The organism is Treponema vincentii F0403 (assembly GCF_000412995.1).
In the GTDB taxonomy this organism is placed as follows: Bacteria; Spirochaetota; Spirochaetia; order Treponematales; family Treponemataceae; genus Treponema; species Treponema vincentii.
Map to the genome: position 1 here is coordinate 1,535,756 of NZ_KE332512.1, position 22,082 is coordinate 1,557,837.

18 protein-coding genes and 2 tRNA genes are annotated in these 22,082 nt (G+C 44.4%); 9 read left to right on the forward strand and 11 right to left on the reverse strand.

The features are described 5' to 3' along the window. Positions 1 to 36: 36 nt before the first annotated feature. Genes HMPREF1222_RS06735 through HMPREF1222_RS06745 form a run of 3 tightly spaced genes read left to right on the forward strand, consistent with a single transcriptional unit; the run spans position 37 to position 2,721 of the window. Positions 37 to 792 (forward strand): carbohydrate ABC transporter permease, encoded by a 756-nt coding sequence (locus HMPREF1222_RS06735; RefSeq protein WP_244870129.1) that lies wholly within the window; start codon positions 37 to 39, stop codon positions 790 to 792. An 18-nt stretch (positions 793 to 810) separates the two neighbouring features. Beyond that, entirely contained in the window at positions 811 to 2,172 is a 1,362-nt protein-coding gene (locus tag HMPREF1222_RS06740; RefSeq protein ID WP_016518769.1) for an ABC transporter substrate-binding protein, read from the forward strand. Between the two features lie 3 nt (positions 2,173 to 2,175). Next, positions 2,176 to 2,721 (forward strand): CD3072 family TudS-related putative desulfidase, encoded by a 546-nt coding sequence (locus HMPREF1222_RS06745; RefSeq protein ID WP_016518770.1) that lies wholly within the window; start codon positions 2,176 to 2,178, stop codon positions 2,719 to 2,721. On the opposite strand, the gene HMPREF1222_RS06750 is transcribed toward HMPREF1222_RS06745, so the two are convergent. Beyond that, positions 2,718 to 4,472 (reverse strand): hypothetical protein, encoded by a 1,755-nt coding sequence (locus tag HMPREF1222_RS06750; protein WP_196799924.1) that lies wholly within the window; start codon positions 4,470 to 4,472, stop codon positions 2,718 to 2,720. The genes HMPREF1222_RS06745 and HMPREF1222_RS06750 overlap by 4 nt on opposite strands. 89 nt (positions 4,473 to 4,561) lie before the next feature. On the opposite strand from HMPREF1222_RS06750, the gene HMPREF1222_RS06755 reads away from it, so the two are divergent. Together HMPREF1222_RS06755 and HMPREF1222_RS06760 are read left to right on the forward strand one after the other, a co-directional pair. Continuing rightward, positions 4,562 to 5,860 (forward strand): glycosyltransferase, encoded by a 1,299-nt coding sequence (locus HMPREF1222_RS06755; protein ID WP_244870130.1) that lies wholly within the window; start codon positions 4,562 to 4,564, stop codon positions 5,858 to 5,860. Between the two features lie 190 nt (positions 5,861 to 6,050). Then, a complete protein-coding gene (locus HMPREF1222_RS06760; RefSeq protein ID WP_016518772.1) occupies positions 6,051 to 7,250 on the forward strand; it encodes a glycosyltransferase in 1,200 nt (399 codons plus the stop codon). A 39-nt stretch (positions 7,251 to 7,289) separates the two neighbouring features. Here HMPREF1222_RS06760 and HMPREF1222_RS06765 read toward each other — a convergent pair whose 3' ends face one another. Then, a complete protein-coding gene (locus HMPREF1222_RS06765) occupies positions 7,290 to 8,300 on the reverse strand; it encodes a M23 family metallopeptidase (RefSeq protein WP_016518773.1) in 1,011 nt (336 codons plus the stop codon). A gap of 234 nt (positions 8,301 to 8,534) precedes the next feature. Here HMPREF1222_RS06765 and HMPREF1222_RS06770 point away from each other — a divergent pair, with 234 nt between their 5' ends. Next, entirely contained in the window at positions 8,535 to 10,106 is a 1,572-nt protein-coding gene (locus HMPREF1222_RS06770) for a phosphohexomutase domain-containing protein (RefSeq protein WP_016518774.1), read from the forward strand. A gap of 184 nt (positions 10,107 to 10,290) precedes the next feature. Here HMPREF1222_RS06770 and HMPREF1222_RS06775 read toward each other — a convergent pair. The 5 genes from HMPREF1222_RS06775 to HMPREF1222_RS06795 all read right to left on the reverse strand — a co-directional run bounded on the left by HMPREF1222_RS06775 (position 10,291) and on the right by HMPREF1222_RS06795 (position 13,886). Then, a tRNA-Pro gene (locus tag HMPREF1222_RS06775) sits at positions 10,291 to 10,362 on the reverse strand. Positions 10,363 to 10,426: 64 nt separating this feature from the next. Next, positions 10,427 to 10,501: transfer RNA gene (locus HMPREF1222_RS06780), tRNA-Asp, on the reverse strand. A gap of 24 nt (positions 10,502 to 10,525) precedes the next feature. Continuing rightward, positions 10,526 to 11,551 carry a permease gene (locus tag HMPREF1222_RS06785; protein ID WP_006187637.1) on the reverse strand — a complete coding sequence of 342 codons (1,026 nt, stop codon included), beginning with the start codon at positions 11,549 to 11,551 and terminating at the stop codon, positions 10,526 to 10,528. 11 nt (positions 11,552 to 11,562) lie between these two features. Further along, complete coding sequence (locus HMPREF1222_RS06790; RefSeq protein ID WP_006187636.1) at positions 11,563 to 12,753, reverse strand: THUMP domain-containing class I SAM-dependent RNA methyltransferase; 1,191 nt, start codon at positions 12,751 to 12,753, stop codon at positions 11,563 to 11,565. Positions 12,754 to 13,565: 812 nt separating this feature from the next. Beyond that, positions 13,566 to 13,886, reverse strand: coding sequence for a lipocalin family protein (locus tag HMPREF1222_RS06795; RefSeq protein ID WP_155997591.1), 321 nt, complete (start codon positions 13,884 to 13,886; stop codon positions 13,566 to 13,568). A 209-nt stretch (positions 13,887 to 14,095) separates the two neighbouring features. Here HMPREF1222_RS06795 and HMPREF1222_RS06800 point away from each other — a divergent pair, with 209 nt between their 5' ends. Further along, a complete protein-coding gene (locus HMPREF1222_RS06800; RefSeq protein WP_006187632.1) occupies positions 14,096 to 15,688 on the forward strand; it encodes an ATP-binding protein in 1,593 nt (530 codons plus the stop codon). 192 nt (positions 15,689 to 15,880) lie between these two features. Here the strand turns inward: HMPREF1222_RS06800 and HMPREF1222_RS06805 are convergent, their stop codons facing one another. The 3 genes from HMPREF1222_RS06805 to HMPREF1222_RS06815 all read right to left on the reverse strand — a co-directional run bounded on the left by HMPREF1222_RS06805 (position 15,881) and on the right by HMPREF1222_RS06815 (position 18,836). Next, entirely contained in the window at positions 15,881 to 16,768 is an 888-nt protein-coding gene (locus tag HMPREF1222_RS06805) for a DUF368 domain-containing protein (protein ID WP_016518775.1), read from the reverse strand. Positions 16,769 to 16,884: 116 nt separating this feature from the next. After that, a complete protein-coding gene (locus HMPREF1222_RS06810; protein WP_016518776.1) occupies positions 16,885 to 17,847 on the reverse strand; it encodes a GGDEF domain-containing protein in 963 nt (320 codons plus the stop codon). Next, entirely contained in the window at positions 17,847 to 18,836 is a 990-nt protein-coding gene (locus HMPREF1222_RS06815; protein ID WP_244870131.1) for a GGDEF domain-containing protein, read from the reverse strand. Before HMPREF1222_RS06815 ends, HMPREF1222_RS06810 begins: the two co-directional genes overlap by 1 nt. Positions 18,837 to 19,013: 177 nt before the next feature. Between HMPREF1222_RS06815 and ychF the strand changes: the two genes are divergently transcribed. Beyond that, on the forward strand, positions 19,014 to 20,120 hold the full coding sequence (ychF, locus tag HMPREF1222_RS06820; RefSeq protein WP_006187627.1) for a redox-regulated ATPase YchF: 1,107 nt from the start codon (positions 19,014 to 19,016) through the stop codon (positions 20,118 to 20,120). Between the two features lie 149 nt (positions 20,121 to 20,269). Here the strand turns inward: ychF and HMPREF1222_RS06825 are convergent, their stop codons facing one another. Then, complete coding sequence (locus tag HMPREF1222_RS06825) at positions 20,270 to 20,503, reverse strand: response regulator (protein ID WP_016518778.1); 234 nt, start codon at positions 20,501 to 20,503, stop codon at positions 20,270 to 20,272. 183 nt (positions 20,504 to 20,686) lie between these two features. Here HMPREF1222_RS06825 and HMPREF1222_RS06830 point away from each other — a divergent pair, with 183 nt between their 5' ends. Then, a complete protein-coding gene (locus HMPREF1222_RS06830) occupies positions 20,687 to 22,072 on the forward strand; it encodes an MATE family efflux transporter (RefSeq protein ID WP_425314948.1) in 1,386 nt (461 codons plus the stop codon). Positions 22,073 to 22,082 lie beyond the last annotated feature (10 nt).

Below are 22,082 nucleotides of genomic sequence, written 5' to 3' on the forward strand. Positions count from 1 at the left end.
CTATTTATTATTGCTGTTGGCGCCGGAATTTCTCTTATGCCGTTTGTATGGATGCTTGTTACATCATTAAGCGACGGAGCGGCAATTTATAAACTGCCGCCGCAATTTATTTTGCGGAAATATCATTTTGAAAATTATGCGTTTGTATTCGGAAAGATACCGTTTAAAACCTATTTTTTAAACAGCGTACTTGTTTCCTTTGCCGTAACGGTGGGAACGTTACTCACTACTATTCCGGCGGCATTTGCTTTTACGTACCTAAAATTTAAAGGACGCGATTTTTTATTCGTCGTTATCATCTCCACGATGATGATTCCCAGCGAAATATTGTTAGCGCCGAACTTCGTTTTACTGACACGGCTTAAACTAATCAATACGCTCCCTGCATTATATATTCCGTGGATAGCTTCGGCCTTTTCTATTTTTATGCTCCGGCAATACTTTCTGGATATTCCGAAAGAACTGTATCAGTCGGCAAAGGTGGACGGTTGCAGCGATTTTAAATATTTATGGAAGGTTGCCGTGCCATACTCAAAACCTGCTTTGATAAGTATCGCACTCTTGCGTATTATCAATAGTTGGAACGAATTCTTATGGCCGCTGTTGATGATAAACAGACCGAGTAAAAGAACGCTGCCGGTCGGTTTAACAACCTTTATGACGGAAGCGGGACCGAACTATAATTATTTAATGGCATATTCGGCAATGGTCATTGTCCCTGTTATTATTGTGTATATAATTTTACAAAAGCATTTAATCGAAGGCTTTTGTAAAAACGGTATAAAAGGTTAAAACAAAAGGAGTCCTAAAATGAAAAAGCAAATGTTTCATTTTTCTGTAATTGGGATATTGATTGTATCAATATGTATTTTAGTCACCGCTTGTTCGGGTAAAGAGAAAACCGAAACGTCCGGCACGGAGACTGCTGCTCTGCAATCGGGCAAGGCGGTGTATGTTCCTAAGGAAAAACAAGTTTTGGAATTTTGGCATGCAATGGCCGGAGAAAACGGTACAACGCTTGAAGCGCTGGTAAAAAAATTTAACGAAACGCATACCAATATCGAAGTCGTTCCGGTGTTTCAAGGTCATTACAGAGAATTATTTGAAAAGCTCAATGGGGCAGCGCAAGCGCACACCCTTCCGGCATTGTCTATGATTTATTGCAATAGATTAACCGCATACGTGATGAACGATCTGGTTGAAGATTTAAACCCTCGTATTGAAGATGCAACCTACGGTTTTGATCCTGCCGTTTGGAATGATATCCCTGTCGGTTTGCGTGATAACGGTATGTGGGACGGAATACACCGCTCATTACCGTTTAATAAAGGCGCATATTTTATGTATTATAATGAAGATGCGTTAAAAGAAAAGAATATTGCCGTCCCCACTACATGGGATGAATTAAGAGGAGCTGCCCGGCAATTAACGGGTAACGGTGCTGTCGGCTTAGTATTTAACAAAAGCGTCGGTATTGATTTTAGCTTCTGGGTAGAACAGGCAGGCGGCCATATCTATGACGAAGCAACCGAAACAGTGCTGATCGATACTCCTGAGGTAAAGGAAGCATATAAATTTATTGTATCGATGATTCAAGAGAATATTGCAAAAATAGAATTTGAGGAAGGCTATATAACAGGTCCGATTTCCAGACGCGAAGCGTTTATCGGTTTTGCATCTTCTTCAAATATTCCGCAAATAAAAGAGGCGTGCAAAGCCACCGGTGTTAACTGGAAGGTAGCGGAATTGCCGCGCGGAAAGAAAGCGGCTGCCTTATTTTCCGGTACGGATATAACAATGTTCAACACAATTCCTGAAGAAACAAAACGGGCAGCGTTTGAATTTATGAAATACTGGTTTGAAACCGATACGCAGATTGTATGGGGAAAGGGAAGCGGATATTTACCGTTGACCAATGCAGCGTCGCAGTCAAAAGAATTCCAAGAATTCCTTGCTACGGAAGACCCGAGTAAACAGGTCGCTGCTAATATGTTCCCTTATGCGTATCAAGACCCCAAAGGGTTAAACGGTTATGCAATCCATGCAAATATGCAAAAAGCGTTAGAAGAAATCGTTGCAGGAAAAAAGACGATCGATCAAGCTTTAAAAGATGCGCAGATGCAAGCGACAAAAGAAATTGAAGAGGCAAAAAATAATTTCCGGAAGCAATAAATAATGAAAGATATTGTACTATTGAGTCATTGTCTTTTAAATCCGTTCAGTAAAGTGAACAACAATAAAGAACCGGATGACGTGAGCGCTTTAATTGAATGGCTGATGAAAAACAAAATCGGCATTATTCAATTAAAGTGCCCCGAAACGGAGATGTACGGCCTTAAAAGATGGGGGCATGTTCGGGAACAATTCGATACGCCGCATTACCGGCATGTTTCCCGAACACTCATTTCCCAAACTATCGATGAAGTAAAAGAGTATATCCGAAACGGCTATAAACTTTCGGCCGTTATCGGAATAGACGGAAGCCCCAGCTGCGGTGTGCATTGTTCATGCAGTTCAAAGCGTTGGGGCGGTGAAATTTCAATCATCCAAGATTTGAAAGAAGTAAAACAAATCGACTATTGCAACCTGCCCGGCATTTTTATGGAAGAACTGCAAATGCAGCTGGAACAAAACGGCATACACACCGCTTTCTTGGCTTATAAAGGCAAAGCGCTCGATGCCTTAATTAAAGAAGCGGAGTTATTGATACGCTCCGTCTAATATGCAACTTCTGCGCTTAACCGGATATAGTGGTTAAATTGCGTTCCCTTCGCTTTAGTGCGCCAATCATCCAACTGTCGCGCAGCTTCCGCTCGAATATTTTCTTCCCCGATAGTATCGATAGATTTTTCATACCATCCCTTTGTCGTATCGTTCGGTGAATAGATATTCCGCCGCACGCCCGGATTGATATTCGCCTCGAATATATAGCCGATTTTAAACAGCATATATCCACCCGACTTTACAATCGGCAAATGGCAGCTGACATCAAGCGCAAGCTGATTCACGTACTGGATGGTTTGCTGGCGCATAAAGGGGGTCGTATACAGGAACGCGTGATTTTTCCATCCGGTGCTGCCGTCTGCTTCTCTACTTGTAATCGTAGGATGATTGAATACAGAGCCGTCTGTCGTATACTGCCTTGCAAGGTAGTCTTTTATCATACTTATATCCGTAATACTTTCTGTTGTATTAGCATGGCGGATAAAAGTATTGGAGAGATTTACATCAAGCCCGTAAAGAGGGCGGAATTTTACCTTCAATTGGATACGGTCTGAATTAGGATCCAAATTGGTGCCAAGCGGAGAACCGCGGTGTGTATAATTTTGATAATTCGGTTTATTCTGATCATGGTTATCGACGTGTGTATACATATACGGCATTACAAGTGTATAGTTTAAGTCAACAAAAGAGAACCAATGAGTCTTCGGCATGGTATACGATGCCCCGAATTCTCCGGATATACGCCATTTTGCATCTTTAAACTTTAGTATTTCATTTAAGCCGATATCATCAACATAAAACGCTGAATCAATACGCAACCCTTTTATCGGCTTTACGGTTGCGCTTAAGCCGATTAATGAATTATCAGGAAAGTGATATACGCTTTGTCCGAGAAAAAAGGCTGAAAAAGGGATGAGATACATCGGCTCAAAGCGTCCGCCGTACATCATACTGTCGATAATGGAAAATGAAAGCCACGGTAACGGACGGATATCTATAGAATGGGAGGCTATAAACTTTTCAGGACCGATAGAAGATCTATAATCATTTGTTGCCGAAAGTAATAAAAGAACTTGATTATATGCCCATTTTGCCTTATTAACCGTAAAAATAAACTGTCCTGCATGAAATGCATCACGGGAAATAAAAATACCGCTATCGTGGAAGGGACCGTAAGAGGTACGCCCCAATCCTGCCGTAAAATAATATTCAGGAGTACCGAATGTTGCCGAAGTATTAAACATAGGTAGTAGTTTTAGTTTACCGATGTTTCCGGCATCATCGGCAATATCTTTTTGCGAATAAGAATATGCCGGTAACAGATTTTCGTTATCCAAGGTATTCATAAGGCTAACGTTCAAGTAAGCGGAAATGGTCAAAAGCTTCGCGAGCGAATAATTAAGTTTGCCGAATGGTGCTACGAAAAACTGTTTTTGAGAATTGCGTGAAGCAAAATTAAACTCTGTTTTTCCTCCGAAATGAAATGCTCGTTGAAAAAAACGCGCTTGATACTCTGCCGCTTTCCGCTGCTGTCCTGCATCGCCTTTTTCTGCAACTATCCGTAAGAGTCTCTCTATTTCCTGCAACGGATACGGACGAATGCTGGGAGCGTCATTGATAAGCCCGCTTCCTTCCCAAATCGCTAAATCCTCATAAAAGGGATCGAATAAATCTACCGGAGCTTGCGCATAACTATTGAAACAGAATCCGATAACTAAGAGACCGATATACCAAATCTTTTTCATCATAACCTCGTTCTTTCATATTTTTATATAAATTCATAAGAAATTACCAAAAATCAGCAATATACTCAACAGGGTATTGAAATTACCGGAGATTGTCTATTTATTTTCTTTCAAGATGTTGCTTTTTAAGGTCTTACTGTGTTAGGATACCGCATAGGAAAGCTTTAAAAATTGAGGTTTTTAAAGGGATCCATAGATTTATTAAGGTTTTATGTATGAGAATTGCCATAATTGCAGAATACTACCTTCCCGAAATAAACGGTGTTGTGTACCACATGGAAGCCTTGAGAAAAGGTTTGATAGAAGCCGGACATGAAGTGCTAATTTTAAAACCTGATTTTAAAGCAAAACACTACCATATTACTGATGGTATTTTATATAGCCCTGCATTAAAATTGCCCAATCTCTATGATTATTCTGTTTCTTATCCGTACAGCAAAATCGAATTAAAACTCTTGCAGGAATGGAAGCCTGATATTCTTCACATCCATACGGAATTCAGTCAGGGCATATTTGCTTTGTATGCAGCACGTCAGCTCAATGTACCGATCGTGTATACTTGTCATACCATGTATTACGACTATATGCATTATTTAGGTGTATTTAAAAATTTTAAAGCGGCAAAAAGTTTTATCAATAAGAGCATTTTAAAATATACCAATGCCGCCAAAGCAGTTATCTGTGCGTCTACAAAGATGGAGGATTTTCTCAAACAATGTAACGTAACAACACCGATTTATAAAATTCCCAACGCTTGTATTACAACCGATTTTGCCGAGGAAACACTGAATCAAGATCAATTACATGCACTAAAGACTCAATACAATATAAAACCGGATAGTTTTGCGGCTTGCTTTTGTGGAAGATTGGCTGCAGAGAAAAATCTTTCTTTGACATTAGATTTTTGGAAAGATTTTACGGCCGATATGCCGAATTGTAAACTATTTATAATCGGAGACGGGCCATCCAAAGATGAACTTGAACGGAAGGCAAAAGATTATGGCCTTGAAAATTCGGTTGTTTTTACAGGAAAGACCCCGCACGAAACCGTTAAATACTATTATCACCTATGTGATACATATATTATGACGTCCCTTTCCGAAAACCATTCGGTTTCAGCTTTGGAAGCAATTGCTTGCGGTATTCCCGTAGTACATCTGTACGATAAAGAGAACGAAGATCAATATATTGAAGGTGTAACGGGATTTGCCTTTAAAGATTCAGAGTCATTCAATAAAATTCTGCACACCATTTATGATAAAAAGCAACGTACCGGCGAGAGTAAAACCCTTAAAGAGGAAATAAATACAGCGGTAGCAAAAGATAATTATCAAACGATGGCGCAAAAAATTTTAGCTGTTTACAAACACGTACTTGCTGAATCGGCGTAAACAAACAGAGATAAGGTAGCCTCCCAATGCGCCCGCCCGCCGAAATAAGTATGAAAAATTATCATACAAGATATTGCTTTTTTAAACTATGTCGTGTTAGATGCCCTATAGTTCTGAGAATTTTAAATTACCGGTTGCTTTTACCGCCTTGCTGTGTTAGGATAAATCCGTAAATGTAGAGGTTGCCGATATGCGAATTGCTATTATTACCGAATGCTATCTGCCGGAAATCAACGGCGCTGTGTATCATATTGAAGCGCTAAGAAAAGGCTTAATTGAATTAGGGCATGATGTTCTTATCGTTAAACCTGACGCAAACACAAAACACCATCATATTACCGACGGTATCCTATATAGTCCCGCCGTAAAATTACATAATCTGTATAATTATTCCGTTTCCTATCCGCACAGCAGAATCAGATTAAGACTACTGAAAGAATGGAGACCCGATATTATCCATATCCACCATGAGTTCAGCCAAGGGTTATTCGCTCTCTATGCAGGGCGTAAACTTAATATACCGATTGTATACACCTGCCATAGTATGTACTATGACTATATTCACTATTTCGGCGCACTACAAAATTTTCAAGCGGTAAAAGATTTTATCGACCATGGAATTTTACGGTATACCAATGCCGCTAAAGCGGTTATCTGTGCATCCACAAAACTGGAAGATTTCTTAAAGCAGTGCAAAGTAACAACGCCGATTTATAAAATCCCGAATGCTTGTATTACAACCGATTTTGCCGAAGAAACGCTTAATCAGGATGTAGTGCATAATCTTAAAATACAATACAACATAAAACCGGACGATTTTATTGCCTGCTTTTGCGGACGGCTGGCAGCAGAAAAAAATCTTTCCCTCACGTTAGAATACTGGAAAAATTTTACGGCCGATATGTCGAATGCTAAATTATTTATAATAGGAAACGGTCCCGCAAGAGCTGAACTGGAACAGCAAGCAAAAGATTACGGCCTTACAAATTCCGTTATTTTTACCGGCGCCGTACTGCATGAAAATATCAAGTACTATTATCATCTTTGTGATGCATATATTATGACATCCTTGTCCGAAAACCATTCGGTTTCGGCTTTGGAAGCAATTGCCTGCGGTATTCCCGTAGTACACCTTTACGACAAGGAAAACGAAGATCAATATATTGAAGGTGTAACCGGTTTTGCCTTTAAGGATGCCGGTGAGTTCAATAAAATTCTGCATGACATTTATAATAGAAAACAACGTGCTAAGGATGATAAAGCCCTTAAAGAAGAAATAAGTGCGGCAGCCATAAAAGACAATTATCAAACGATGACGAAAAAAATTGTGGATGTTTACCGGCAGGTGCTTGCCGAAACCGGGCGCACAGATACCGGCAGCAGCGAATAACCGCGTTTACTAGAGAAATAAGGGCAGGGATTCTCTTTTCTAAAAACTAAAATCCTTTAAAAAGAATTCGGGATTTACCGCTTCCATATTCAGCCTTATTTCCCAATGCAGATGCGGACCGGTTGCAAGTCCCGTTGCACCGGAACGCCCAAGCTTTTCCCCCTGTTTGACGTATTGCCCTTCGTGCACATTCAGCGAATCCAGATGGTAATAAAGGCTGTACAGTCCGGGCAAGTGCTCTATCACAACGCTCCAGCCGGTGGAAATACGGCTTTCCGCCAGCATAACTTTCCCAGCCGCACATGCGTGAACCGGAGTCCCTGTCGGCACACCGTAATCTATTCCGTAATGCAGCGATATGCTTGTCGTTTTGTCGGTATATTCAAAGATACGCCGGTCTCCAAATCCGGACGTGATACGTTTTGACTCCACCGGAAGCGTAAAAGGCTTCAATGCATACACATCCTGCGGGGTAACGGCTGCAAGAATGTTATTGAGCTTTTCAATTTGTGCGGCGCGCTCAGGACTTGTATCTCGCCTAATCCCCGTATTCCGTGCATCAAGCGGAATACGTTCGGAAATAAATTGCTTTTCCGGAATAGCAAGGGGGAGCAACACCTCTTTTTCCGGTGCTCCCGCAGCGGAAATAATTACCTTAAGCAAATAGGTATCTTTGTCGGAAAGCCATGTCGAAAGTGGAATGCCCGCCAGCATATCAGCTGTTCCCGCCGCGAGTTTTTGAGAATTTGAACTTTTAGGATTTGTCAAGAAAAACTGCGCGGAAGCAATATTCTTTTTCCCATTAAAAAACTGTAGAACTGCAGCAGGATTTTGCAAAGCTCCGTTGCGCACTGTGGGGGAAAGCTTAATCGAAAGCCTCGCAAACACCGCATCACCGGGCTGAGCTTTTTCGTTATAGGTTATAGAGCCGCTGTAAGCCTGCTCTTGGAACAGTACCGTCTCAACCGCAGACAACTGTGCCGCAGCAGCCGCAATGTACACAATGCAAATAATGAACCCGTACAAAAATCTTTTATGCATATCTGTCATATTCGACTTTCCCAATTATTCCCTGATGGTACCGAAGTCTGCTAGATCAATCAAGGTATAAGGCGGGGGAAGTCTCCCCCTACGCTCCATAAAAGCGCACCTTTTCTGTACTATGCTGCACAACGTTTTTCCGCTGCGCTTCAAAAGTTGTTGCTGCAAAACTCGAACGGTGCGCTTGTTATTGCGCTACCCCCTCTCTCCACGCATACATTTTTTCGGTATAATAAACGCACTATGACTGAACATGATGTTTTAAAGCTGCAAAACGGCAGCGATATCCGCGGCGTTGCGCTTGAAGGCGTTGACGGCGAACACGTTAATTTAACACCGGACGTATGCCGGAGCATCGGCGCAGCGTTTGCCTCATGGCTTGCTGCGAAAATAGGACGGAACACGGAAGCGCTTATTATCGGCATCGGGAGAGATTCCCGGCTTTCAGGCGAGGCTCTCGAACAGGCGCTTGTCGAAGGGCTTGCGCCGCAGCAGGTTACGATTGTGCGCTGCTCACTTGCTACTACGCCGGCAATGTTTATGGGTACGGTCTTTGAAGAGACAAACTTTGACGGCTCCATTATGATTACCGCGAGCCACCTGCCGTTCAACCGGAACGGATTTAAGTTTTTCGACAAATCGGGCGGACTGGAACGCAGCGATATAACGGAGATTTTACGCGCCGCCGCCGCGCTGCATCACTCCGGCGTTCCGGAAATTGCCGGCGATACACCTGCATATACCGAAAGTCCTGCTGTTCAAGTAGGGCACGCCAGTTCGCCTCAATGCCGTTCGTTCGATTTAATCGCGCTGTATTCGGAGCATCTGCGCAATGCAATCCGGAAGGGTCTCAACTTCCAAGCCGAAAAACCGCTTGCCGGTCTTAAAATCGCCGTCGACGCCGGAAACGGTGCCGGCGGCTTTTTTGCAGAGCAGGTATTAAAACCGCTCGGCGCCGACATAAGCGGCAGCCGCTTCCTTGAGCCGGACGGAACCTTTCCCAATCATATTCCCAATCCTGAAAACAAGGCGGCGATGGAAGCGGCTCAAGCAGCCGTCATCCAAAGCGGTTCCGATTTAGGCTTGATTTTCGACACCGATGTCGACCGTATGTCGGCTGTGCTGTCTGACGGAACAGAGGTCAACCGCGACGCAATCATTGCGATGACGGCGGCGATTCTCGCGCCTGCTTACCCGCACAGCACCATCGTTACCGATTCGGTTACTTCAGACCGGCTCACCTTTTTCCTTGAACGGGAACTCGGTCTTACTCACCTACGGTACATGCGCGGGTACAAAAACGTGATCAATAAATGCCGCGAGCTGAATGAGCACGGCATTACGAGCCCTCTTGCGATGGAAACGTCCGGGCACGGCGCGCTGAAAGAGAATTACTACCTTGATGACGGCGCATTTCTTGCGGTAAAACTCGTTACCGCGCTTGCAAACGCAAAACATACAGGCAAAAATATCGAAAGCCTGATTGAAAAGCTCCCGCCGCTTGTAGAAGAAGCCGAGCTGCGTTTTAAGATAGGCGGCGAAGATTTTAAAGACTACGGTACGGCGGTACTGCAAACGTTTAAGGAACGCGCCGAAAAAGCAGGCTTTGAGTTACCGCAGTCGTATGAAGGGGTGCGTATTTCGTTTAACAGCGCGGAAGCGCAGGGCTGGATGCTCCTCCGCTTATCTCTGCATGATCCCGTCATGCCGCTGAACATCGAAAGCACGCGAAAAGGCGGCCTTGCAAAGTTGAAAGCCATCGCCCGCACCTTGCTGGACGGCTTTGACCGGCTGGATATCAGCCCGCTGAACTGAGAAATGTACAGGGACATTTTTAAGAACCGTCCATGACGTTGTTGAAAGCCGCTGCCGTTCGCAACAGGGCGGTTATGCCTTTAGAAATATTTGTAGACTTCTTCTGCCCGTTTTGGTATTGCGATTTGTGTAGAAGGTTTAAAATGCTTGCGTTTTGAACCGACTCCGTTGATTTGAGAAAAGATCGGGCAGGGGGGATTTGAACCCCCGACTTCTTGGTCCCGAACCAAGCGCGCTACCCCTGCGCTACTGCCCGTTTGCGTGATTGTATCTTAACGAGATATAAAAATAAAGCTCACCACTTGCGCGGTGAGCTTCTTCGGGAGCGACGGGGCTCGAACCCGCGATCTCCGGCGTGACAGGCCAGCGCGATAAACCAGCTTCGCTACGCCCCCGTAATGGCGGTAATAATATACCTATTAAAATAAAAAGTCAAGAGGAATATTGCTCAGAACTGAAATACCGATAAAATTTACTACCGTGATAATAATCGTCAATTCTATGACAAACCGTTTTTTGAAGAGAGAAAACAGCATAAACAGATTTTTTATGTCCATCATCGGGCCATATACTAAAAAGCCGAGGATTGAACCTAAGGAGAACCGGTTTAAAAAGCTGCGGGCGATAAAAGCATCGGAGGTTGAACAAGCGGAAAATACAAAGGCGAACAGCATCATCAAAATAAGAGAAACAGCTGCACTGCCGCCCGTTATGCTGAAAAACTCCTGCGGAACGGCAGCCCGTATTAAGGCTGTGATAAAAGCGCCGAGTATTAAAAACGGCCCTGCGGTAAAAAATTCCGAACAGGTGTGCATCAGCAGCGTGTATAGTTTTGCTTGCACCCACCGCACTCGTCCGCCGGCGGCGGCATTGTTGAAAAAGTCCGGTTGAGAACCGCTATATACGTTTTGTGGAGCCGCTCTGCCTGTTGCAAGGCGGAGCGTTGTATCCGCACCGGCAAGGGTGTACGGCTGCGTGGCCGGTTCCGCATCAAAATCTTCCTTTTCTTCTTTTAGATATTTTTCTTCCGGGTAGAACAGCAGTAGCAGCCCGATCCCGAATGCAATTGTTAATCCGAAGTATAAGCGTAAGAGCGCAACGGAAGGCTGCTGCGGAAAGGCATACAGCGTAGAAATAATCGAAATAGGGTTAACGATGGGCGAAGCAAGCATAAACGTTACCGCGATGGGCATTGCAACGCCTTTTTTTATAAGGCTCCGCATCAGCGGAACCGCAGCACATTCGCAGACGGGGAACAGTACCCCTGCAAAAAGCGCCGTTACAAATCCGAGCCCGTATTTTTTAGGGAAAATCCTGACAAGAAGTCGGTCGGGAACAAAAACATATAAGGCCGAAGATAAAAGCGCTCCCAGCAGCATAAACGGTACCGCTTGCAACACGATACCGGTAAATACGGTATGTATGGTAGAAAAAAATGACGGCATATCAGGCCTTGCTACAGTCCGTAGTAATACAGGCAGGTGTCGAGATTGCCGCTTTTTAACGGCCGCTTTTTGAGCGTGATGCCTGCACGCAGGAATATGTCCGCAAAGGCCGGTTTGTCGGTAATAAAACCGAGGCGCCAGTTTTGGAAGTCTTGGGGAATGGCCGTCATTTTTTCGTAAAGTTCGATTGCGTCCTGTTCATCGCCAAGGCGGTCTCCGTAAGGCGGATTGGAGAGCAGCACCCCTTCGGGATACGGTGCGGAAAGTTCGCTAAAATCGGCTTGGATAAATTCGGGACGCGGTATGCGGTTATCCTTTCCAATCCGCTGCAGGGCTTTGCCTGCCAGCATACAGGCGCGCTCCGCATTGGTCTGCGCAAGCCGCACTGCCTCCGGATCGTTGTCGGAACCGCTCACCCGCACCAAGCAGTCCGTGCGGATATTGAGCGCGCCGCGCCGGCGTTCTTCCTCGATGAGCTGCCGGTCTTTTTTAGATGAATAACAAGCAAATGTTTCAAACGCAAAGCTGCGGCCGATTCCGGGCGGAATATTGTAGGCATACCACACCGCTTCAATCGGGATAGTTCCCGAACCGCAAAAAGCATCGTGCAGTGGCAGCTTCCGTTTCCATTGCATACACTGCAAAAGGACAGCCGCCAGCGTTTCTCTCATCGGCGCGGCGCCTCCGCTTAAACGGTATCCCCGCCGGTGCAGCGGTTCCCCCGAAAGATCGAGCAGCAGATATACACGGTTATGTTCTATATATATGCGTATCGTGTACTCCCTTCCGGTTTCAGGTAACACATCCATCTTCCATGCAGAACAAAGCGACGAGCATACCGCCTTATGGACAGCCCGCTGTACCGCATGTTCGGAAGCGAGCTTGCTTTTAAAGGTTCTCACCTTATCGACCGTTATCTTAGAATCCTTGGAAAAAAAACGCTGCCAATCTACTGCGGCAACGGTGTCATACAGCGTGTCAAAATTATCCGCCGTAAATTCTTTGAGGACAAGGTACATTCTGTCGGCAGTGCGGAGGTAAAAGTTTGCACGCATAACGCTTACCACCTCCGGATCCGCCGTTGCAGGCGTAAAGAAAACACGTCCCGGCAATCGGTTTACCGGTTTAAAGTTTAACAGTTTTAATTCATTTGACAGGATCGGCTCGGCGCCGACTGCGCAAAGCGCTAAAAATTCAAGCATGAAAGAACTATACTCGTTTTAACGGGTTTACACAATCGGAATATTCTATCTGCTAATTTTTTACAGGAATTTTCCGAATTTTCTTAGCCAAGAATCTCCGAAAGTCATATAAGGATTGTAGGAGGTGTGAATGAAACCACATAACCGTCAGTATAAGGACTCGGTATTCTAAAAAAAATCCCCATACCCGAGTTCTACGTCTTTTACAATTGGAAAGAAGATATTGAAATAAATCAAACGCTTAAACTTTCCGATGCCTTTATAGCACGAACAGAAGCCCCCAAGTTAGAACTGATTGTACAACTACTGAAATTTGCCTTATGACCGGACTTACTCAGGAAGAAGTGGAAGGGCTAAAATAATTATGAATTAAATCACCCGATGGGGAAAAATAATTATGTTTGTAAAAATTTGATAAAAACCTATCTAAACGAGGTTCGCCTGTGAGCTGTGAGAATTATGTCGGAAATTATCGGTATGTCAATCCCTACACGCATATTTTTTACTAGGGAATACGTTTCGGGGAGAGACTTTTTATGCTGCGGTAATCCGATGCTTCGGTTCAACATGGGTATAATTATAAGGGCAAAAATACGAGACTGCAAGAGGGAAAATAATCCCTGTCAGAACGATAGCATATAATAGCGAGTAAAAAGAAAGAACAGCTGCAAATATACGGATAAAAAAAACCGGATATGTCTTAAAAGAGTACTTCTTTTTGACAAATCCGCTTCCGATAGAAAGACTTTCTTCCTATCGGAATTATCTTCAACTGCTGAAAACGGCACTCAAAAATGACCTGCCGTATATTTTTATGTTTCAGGCTTGTACGCTGCTTTTATTTGGGCTTCAGTATAGTCTGATGACTTTTGCAGTTCTACCACCACCCCATTTGCTTTAAGGGTCATTTTATTACCGCTTATAGCACAGTCGTAAGGTTCTCCATCAATTGTTAGTTTTTTGCCTTTAATAGTATATCGACCTATTTGACTAGCACGCAGTGTTCCCTTTTCATCTTTATTAGCAGCATAAACATTCCCATCAGTATGAAAGCAGTAATACACACCATCCGCAGTTTCGGTCTTTCCGTCTTCAATTATTTTTGTAATCTTCCATACCCAACTAACGAATATCTCTCAAGCTGTATTTTTAGCAGGCAACAGAAATATTCAGCGAACTTATTTATACGGTAAACTTTCTTCCATAATACCCCCCCCTCAAAGTGTCAAGAGGAAAAATATGTTTTTTATTTTTTAAGACGGTTGCGGTGCTGCGGCGGTTAAGAGGAACATGGTATAATTGATTACTTTGCCCGAACCGATCTTTATGCTATACTACTACCATGAACAGCGCACGGAAACTTCCGGTAGGCATACAGAGCTTTGAAAAACTCCGCAGTGAAGCGTATCTTTATGTGGATAAAACCGCCTTTGTGTGGAATTTAGTGCAAACATCCTCCCCCTATTTTTTAAGTCGCCCAAGACGGTTCGGCAAGAGCTTACTGCTTTCTACAATCGAAGCCTATTTTTTAGGCAAAAAAGAATTATTCGCCGGCTTAAAAATTGCGGAATTGGAAGCTTCTCAAAAAACGGTTTGGAAGTCGTACCCGGTAATACGCCTTGATTTCAATGCAGGGCAATACGACACGGTAGAAGCGCTTATCAACACCTTGGATTTCCAACTCGCCGAATACGAAAAAAAATACGGCGCTTCTTCCGCAAAAGATATCCCCTCACGATTTTCCGCGCTGATAAACTCCGCATACTCTATGACGGGAGAACATGTTGTTGTTCTTGTTGATGAATACGATAAGCCGCTGCTTTCTACACAATACATAAACGAGGCACTGAATGAAAAATACCGCACTATCTTAAAAGGCCTTTACGGTGTTTTAAAAACGGATGATGCTCATTTACGGTTTGTTTTTTTGACGGGAGTAAGCCAATTTTCGCGGCTGAGCATTTTCAGCGATATGAATCAATTCAGAAATATCAGTATGGAAGAAGGATTTTCTGAAATCTGTGGCATCACGGAAGCAGAAGTGACGCAGTATTTTGAGCCCGAAATTAAAAACTTCGCAGAAAAAAATAATTTCAGTTTTGATGAATCCGTATCAGCTTTGCGTATTCAATATGACGGTTACCGATTTGCCGAAAACGGAAAACATCTGTACAATCCGTTCAGTTTGCTGAATTGTTTAGCGACGGGAAGGATAGAAAATTATTGGTATCAAACGGGAACGCCGACCTTTTTAATCAATGTAATTAAAAGCGGAAACTTCGATATCCGTACCTTAGACCACACGGAAGAAATCGGCGAAGACACCTTACGCAACTCGGAAGCAAATCCCGAAAATCCGATACCGATTTTGTTCCAAAGCGGATATTTGACTTTAAAAGAATTCAACAGTGAGTTCAGATCCTATTCTTTAGGCTTCCCGAATGCGGAAGTAAAGTATGCGTTTTTAAATAACCTTTTACCTGAATATCTGGATAAAAAAAGCGGCAGTACTTTTTTTGTAGGCACGTTTGTAAAAGATCTCCGCGAGGGTAATATCGAATCATTTATGAAGCGGATAACTGCGATGATTTCAAAACTGCCGTACAGCACCGAAGCAAAGACCGATAGAGAAATGCGCGAAAGAGATTATCACTTGGTTTTTTACCTTGTGTTTACGCTGATGGGACAGTACACACTGACGGAGGTACACAGCTTAAAAGGCAGAGCAGACTGCATCGTTGAAACGCTCGACTGCGTATATATTTTTGAATTTAAGCTCTTGCAAGCAGGAACACCCGAAGACGCAATCCGGCAGATAAAAGAAAAAGGCTATGCAGAACCATACCGGATGAATGGAAAAGCGATAAAGCTTATCGGCGTTGCCTTTGACGAAAAAACCGAAAACTTGAGTGACTGGAAAGTCGAAAAGGTATAGAAGCTTTTCGTAGGGAGATGAAAAAAAGAGATGACGGCAAAGAAAAACCGCAAAGCGACATTACAAAAGATTGCCGAAGCTATGAATATCGATTACTTGCAGTTGAAAATATAAGATGGAAATATTCAAGGCGTATAAAGAAAGCGGTGATATACCACACATCAATTAGATCTACAGAGGGTTCACTAAATCTTATTCCTCATCCACAGCATCTTCTTGCCGTTCCGGGGCTTCCCTATTTGAAAAGAACGAAACCGCCGCATAGCCGATAAGCAGCACTGTTCCTGAAACAATACGCATCGCAAAAGGTTGTCCGGTTGTATGCGGATAAAGATAGAATAGAGACCCTGCAACTAAGCCAAGTATAAAGGCATACATCGGCGCTGGAAACCGTTCCAGCAAAAATGCAATGATTCGTGCACCGGCAACGAGGCCTGCGCCGACTCCGAGTGCGATAGGAATCAGCAGCGGTATATTCAAATCCGCAACCGCTTGCAATACCGTTTGATATGCGCCGAGTATCAACAGCACAAATGATCCTGAAATACCCGGGATCAGCATGGCGATAGCGGCAATAGCCCCCATCACTGCGAGTTTTAGTGCAAGCAGCGGCGAAAAAGCGGTAACAACGGTAGCCGTTTGTATACCGCGGCGCTGTAACAAAAACATTCCCACCATCAGTATGAAACCTACCGCCCCGCACCCCAGCGTTCTATACAGCCGGCCGGAATCAATAGAACCGTCCTTTGCGGAGGGAAGCGCTGCGCGGGCCTTGCGGAACAAAAACGGAATGCTTCCTACTACAATTCCGATAAAAAAGGAACTCGTTTGCGCAGGATAGGAATCGTAGAGCAGGGTAATTACCTTTGCAAAAAGAAGAACACCCGCACCGATTCCCAGTGCCAGAGAGAGAATATCCTTCCAGTTTTGCTTCATCCGCTTAAAATTAAGTGAACTCAATATAATTAATTTATCGTATACATTGCAAATAACGGCAATCGTACCGCCGGAAACTCCCGGCACAACATTTGCAATACCGATGAACACACCGATACCGAAAAGTTTTAAAAGCAAAAACATAGCCCTATTATCCATAAATCAATGGGAATTGCTAGGGTATTGGATATGTGATTTTTTCCTAAAGAACCCAACCTAGAAGATGCCTTGTATTACCATGTTCGATTGCAGCTCCGCATTTAGCCGACGGTACACACCCTGTTCCTGCCTGCCTCTTTTGCACGGTACAGAGCCTCGTCGGAATGCTTGAGTATATCCTGTGCATTATCGTTATGAGCACACGGGACTAGGCCGATTGAACACGAAACAGCCATATCGGGATGTTCACTAAATCTAAGGGAATTAACCGTCTTGCAAACAGTAGTGCAAAGCGTTTCGGCACGCTCAAATTTTCCCCCGATGATAAAGCAAAATTCATCGCCGCCGTACCGGATCAGCGTATCCTGATGGTCAAAGGTTTTCTTAAACGCATCGGTAATAGCCAGCAAGATGGTATCGCAGAACACGCTGCCATACGTTTTATTCAAAGTTCCGAAGCGGTCGACGTCCACCATTGCAAAGCTGGCGCCGGTTGTTTCCGCATTACGGCGGATAAGGTTTCCGATATTATCATCCAGATAACGCCGGTTAAACAGCCCCGTAAAGGGATCGGTAATGGCGCGTTTTTTTGCTTCATCGCCCCACTGGATAACCTGCGTTAAAAAGCTGTTCGTCCGTAAGAGGCGGGAAACCGTACTTGAAAGCATTTGATGTAATATAGAGACGGCAATAATCGGGTCATTGACAATGATCTGCGAAAAATCACGCGCTTTAAACATAAAACATGATGTATTTTCTACCGCCGTACACGAAGCGGAACGGGCTGTTTGTTCAAGCAGCGACATTTCGCCGAAGAAATCGCCGGAACGCAACCGCCCCAATTCAATATTTTCTTCTCCGGATTTTACCGAAACCGATATACATCCTTGGACTATAATAAAAAGCTCTGAACCTATTTCGCCTTCATATACGAGGGTTTGCCCTGCTTCCAGCTCGCAATAAAAGAGAGAGGAAAGAACGACTGCCATTTGGTCGGTTGTTAAGCGAGAAAAAAGAGAAGTTTTCCGCAAAACTTCAAGCCACCGCTGTTTTACTTCGAGCATTAGATATCCTCCGGAAATAAAATCATCGAACCTCCGCGTTGTCTGCCTATCAACGGCATACCGGAACACCGTGTTACAATATCCGTATAAATTTTACCGTGCTGCGGAAAAAGAATGACGCCAAGGCTCATACTTAAAAAGATCTTCTCTCCGTTAAAAATATGAGAAAGATCCAATGTTTCGAGTTCTTTCTTTATTTTTTCCGCAAAAGCTCGCGCGGATTCCTTATCGGTATACAGATGAGTAAGAACCGCAAATTCATTTCCCTCATAACGCACTAAAACGGTATTTTCCGAAAATGTTTTTTTTAAGTGACCGGCCATAAAGATGAGTGCGGTATCGCCTGCTTCGTGCCCGAAACTGTCGTTAATCAATTTGAAGTTGTCAGGCTTCATCATGATGAGCGCAAAAGGCGCTTTGCAAAATTCTCCAAACGACTCCTCCAAATAGGTGCGGTTAAACAGACCGGAAAGCTTGTCGCTGTATACCTGATTCCGCAATTCGCGTACAACCGGAGAGTTTTCTTTGATGAGCATATTTGCGGCTCTGGTACGTTGGGACGTAAAAATCAATAATGACTGAAAGAGATGTGCAAGGATCCGCGGCTTATCGTGGAACAGCGTTTCAAGCGGCACTCCGCCCTTAGGAAATTCCAAGACGCTCGCTTGCTTACGCGCTATGGCATACGCATCATGCGGCTTACCGGTTAACAAAGCAATTTCACCGAACAATTCACCGGCAACAAATTCGGCCAGAGCGGTCTTTTTATCGGGAGAAAGGACTTCCGCACTGCCGTTTAGCAGCAGATACACCCGCGAGCCGTTCTCTTCGGGGGTAAAGATTGTACTGCCATCCTCAAATTCATTCACCTGACAATGCAGCATAATTTCGTCAAGCTCTCCGTCTGTCCAGCCGGAAAAGAAAGAGGTCTTTTGTAAAAACGTTTTTGCTTGAACAGCCAAGTCCGCTGATAATGGTATTTCTTGCATACCCTGTACTATATCATAAAACAGGCAGGTAGTCATTAAAAGGAACGCAATTTTTTATAGGAAACGTATAACCTTTGACTTTTCATCTACTTCGGTATACAATTCGATAAAAGAAAGTTGGAACAGAGTGTTTTAACGGTATTTCTATTTGATAAAATCGATTAAAGAGGTTATTCCATGGCTATAAACTGCGGTATTGTCGGGCTGCCGAATGTCGGCAAATCCACCATCTTTTCGGCATTGACGCGCGCGCCCGCGGAGGCGGCAAACTATCCGTTCTGCACTATCAATCCCAATATCGGCATTGTCGATCTGCCCGATGAACGGCTTACAAAACTTTCTCAGGCTTTTGAACCGAAAAAGACCATTCCTGCTACCGTTGAATTTGTAGATATTGCAGGCCTTGTAAAGGGAGCGTCAAAGGGCGAAGGGCTCGGCAATCAGTTCCTATCCCATATCCGCGAGGTCGGCGTTATTGCACACGTTGTACGATGCTTTGACGATCCCGACATCGTGCATGTAAACAATAAAGTTGATCCTGCCTCGGATATCGAAACCATCAATATTGAACTTGCACTTGCCGACCTTGCATCGCTGGAAAAGCGGGCGGAGCGCGCAGATAAGGCAACCCGTATGGGCAAAGAGATGCAGAAGGAAGCGGCGATTGCGATGAGTGCTATTGCAAAGATTAAGCCGCTGCTGCAGGACGGAAAAGGAGCCCGAAATGCCGACCTAACCGATGAAGAGCGGGCGGTGATGTACGATACCCACCTTATCACCATGAAGCCGCAGCTTTACGTTTGTAACGTTGATGAAGACGGAATCAAAAACGGCAATGCGTATATCGAAACGGTAAAAAAAATCGCAGAGCAAGAAGGCGCCGAAACCGTCGTTATCTGCGGAAAGTTTGAAGCGGAGCTTGCCGATATCGACGATGCCGAAGAACGCGCTGCCTTTCTGGAAGAAATCGGACTGAAAGTTTCCGGCTTATCGGTTCTTGCTCATGCAGCCTACCATTTAATCGGACTGCGTACCTTCTTTACCGCCGGAAAAGACGAATGCCGCGCATGGACAATCCACGCAGGAGACACCGCACCCAAGGCGGCAGGCGTTATCCACACCGATTTTGAACGGGGCTTTATCAAGGCGGAGGTCTACAGTTTTGACGACTTCCTCAAGTACGGTTCGGAACAAAAAATCAAAGAAGCCGGCCGCTACCGCCAAGAAGGTAAGGAATACGTTGTTCAAGACGGGGATATAATGTTTTTTAAATTCAACGTCTAAGTCCTTTTGAAATATGCGGGCATCTCCTTCGTTGCTGCGAAAAAATTAATCCTCAACGTATCAGAACGGACATGGACGTCCGTGGGGTTAAGCAGAAGCAAGTTTTTCGTGTCGTTGAGCAGTTGTACATGGACGTACAACTCCGAATTTTAATTTTTGGAAAGTGCAATCAGAATATCTACAATGGCGATACAACCGCTTTGCGCTGCGCCGGGATTGTTGATTGGCGCAATCGTGGAAGCAATACAATCTGCTAGTCTTTTACATTCCGCCCACGTACCGATTTCGTGCCTCACTTTGTATTTTGAATGCGTTTCTATCCAATTTTTTATTCCGTTCCGCAAAAGCGCGTGGTCATCGCACAGAATGATATTTTGAGTCATGTATATATTTTACAGGGAAAAGCTGTAATTCATAGGGAGGTTACTCCCGAAAATGTAAAACACAGCAGCACAGAAGTAAGACAGGTAGAAAAGCCCTATCGAAAAACGGCAAAAGCTGATAGACTGACCATACCTTTTATTCTGCATTAGTTGCTTCTTGCATCTGATGCATTAAACCTCAGGATGGGTATGCAATTAAAAAGATTTTCGTTGGGACCGCTCCATTTTTACCGGAGAGCGCTCGGCTTTGCCGTGCCGGTTATGATTCAAACCTTTGTGCAAAGCCTTATTTCGCTGATCGATAATTTTATGGTCGGCGGCTTGGGCGACATAAAGATGAGCGCGGTCAATATCACCAATCAATTTACCTTCCTCTTTTTAACGACAATAGGCACATTTTCCGAAACGGGCGGTATGTTTATGTCCCAGTTTAACGGCGCAAAAGATGCCGATGGAATGCAGCAGGTGTACCGGTTTAAACAGATTATGATGCTTGTCTGCGCCGCGCTCTTTACGCTTTTTTCGTTCTTCTTTTCGGGATATATCCTCGGCTTTCTGGTACATGGCAACCAACAAGCGCCCGCAATTGTTGCGGAAGGACAGCGGTATCTGCATATCATCCTTTTAACCTTTATTCCCATCGCCTTTTCTACGGCTATTACCTCTTCTTTACGCGACATCGGCAGCGTAAAGATTATTATGTACTGTGCAATTATCTCCACCCTCGTGAATACCGTCGGTAACTATATTTTGATTTACGGCAATTTCGGTGCGCCGCGGTTAGAAGTTAGAGGAGCGGCTTATGCGACGCTGATAGCCCGCTGTGCCGAAGTTGTTCTCCTGCTTATCTACGTACATGTCAAAAAACCTGCGTTCTACGTGCGGATTACCGCGCTGTGGAAGGTGCATTGGCCGCTGTTTATGCAGATGTTTAAAAAACTCGGACTTGTGTTTGCTTCCGATATTTCGTGGGTGGGAACCGAAACGATTGTTGCCGCGCTGTATAATAGCCGCGGCGGAGCGGAGGTGGTCGCCGGTATGGCTGCCGGTTGGACGATTGCAAATATTTTCTTTTTAATCTTTCCGGTGATTTTTACCTGCGTACGTATTATTGTCGGCAGTTCGCTCGGCCAGAATAAATTGGACGAAGCCCGCAAGCAAGCACGGTGGTTCCTTTCAGGCTTTTTTATCTTCGGTATTTTTGTCGGCATTTGTGAAGCTCTGACGGTGTTCCTTATTCCCGTTGTGTTTATTCGGCTTTCGCCTGCCTCGCATATCATCACGCGGAATCTTATATGGGTCATCGCGCTTTATATGCCGTTGTGGTCATATCTTAACACGCAGCTCGCAATTTCCCGCGCCGGCGGCGATGCGCAGCTCGGCGCATGGGTGGATATCAGCGTCAACTCAATCGTGTTCCTGCCGGTGATGATTATTTTTACCTACTTTACCGCGCTTTCGCCGGTCGCGATGTTCGGCCTTGCAAAACTGAGTGATTTTTTTAAGTTGTTCATCGCCGGTCATCAATTAAAAAAAGAGCGGTGGGTAAAGAATTTAACCGTTGCGTAAGGGTTTATAA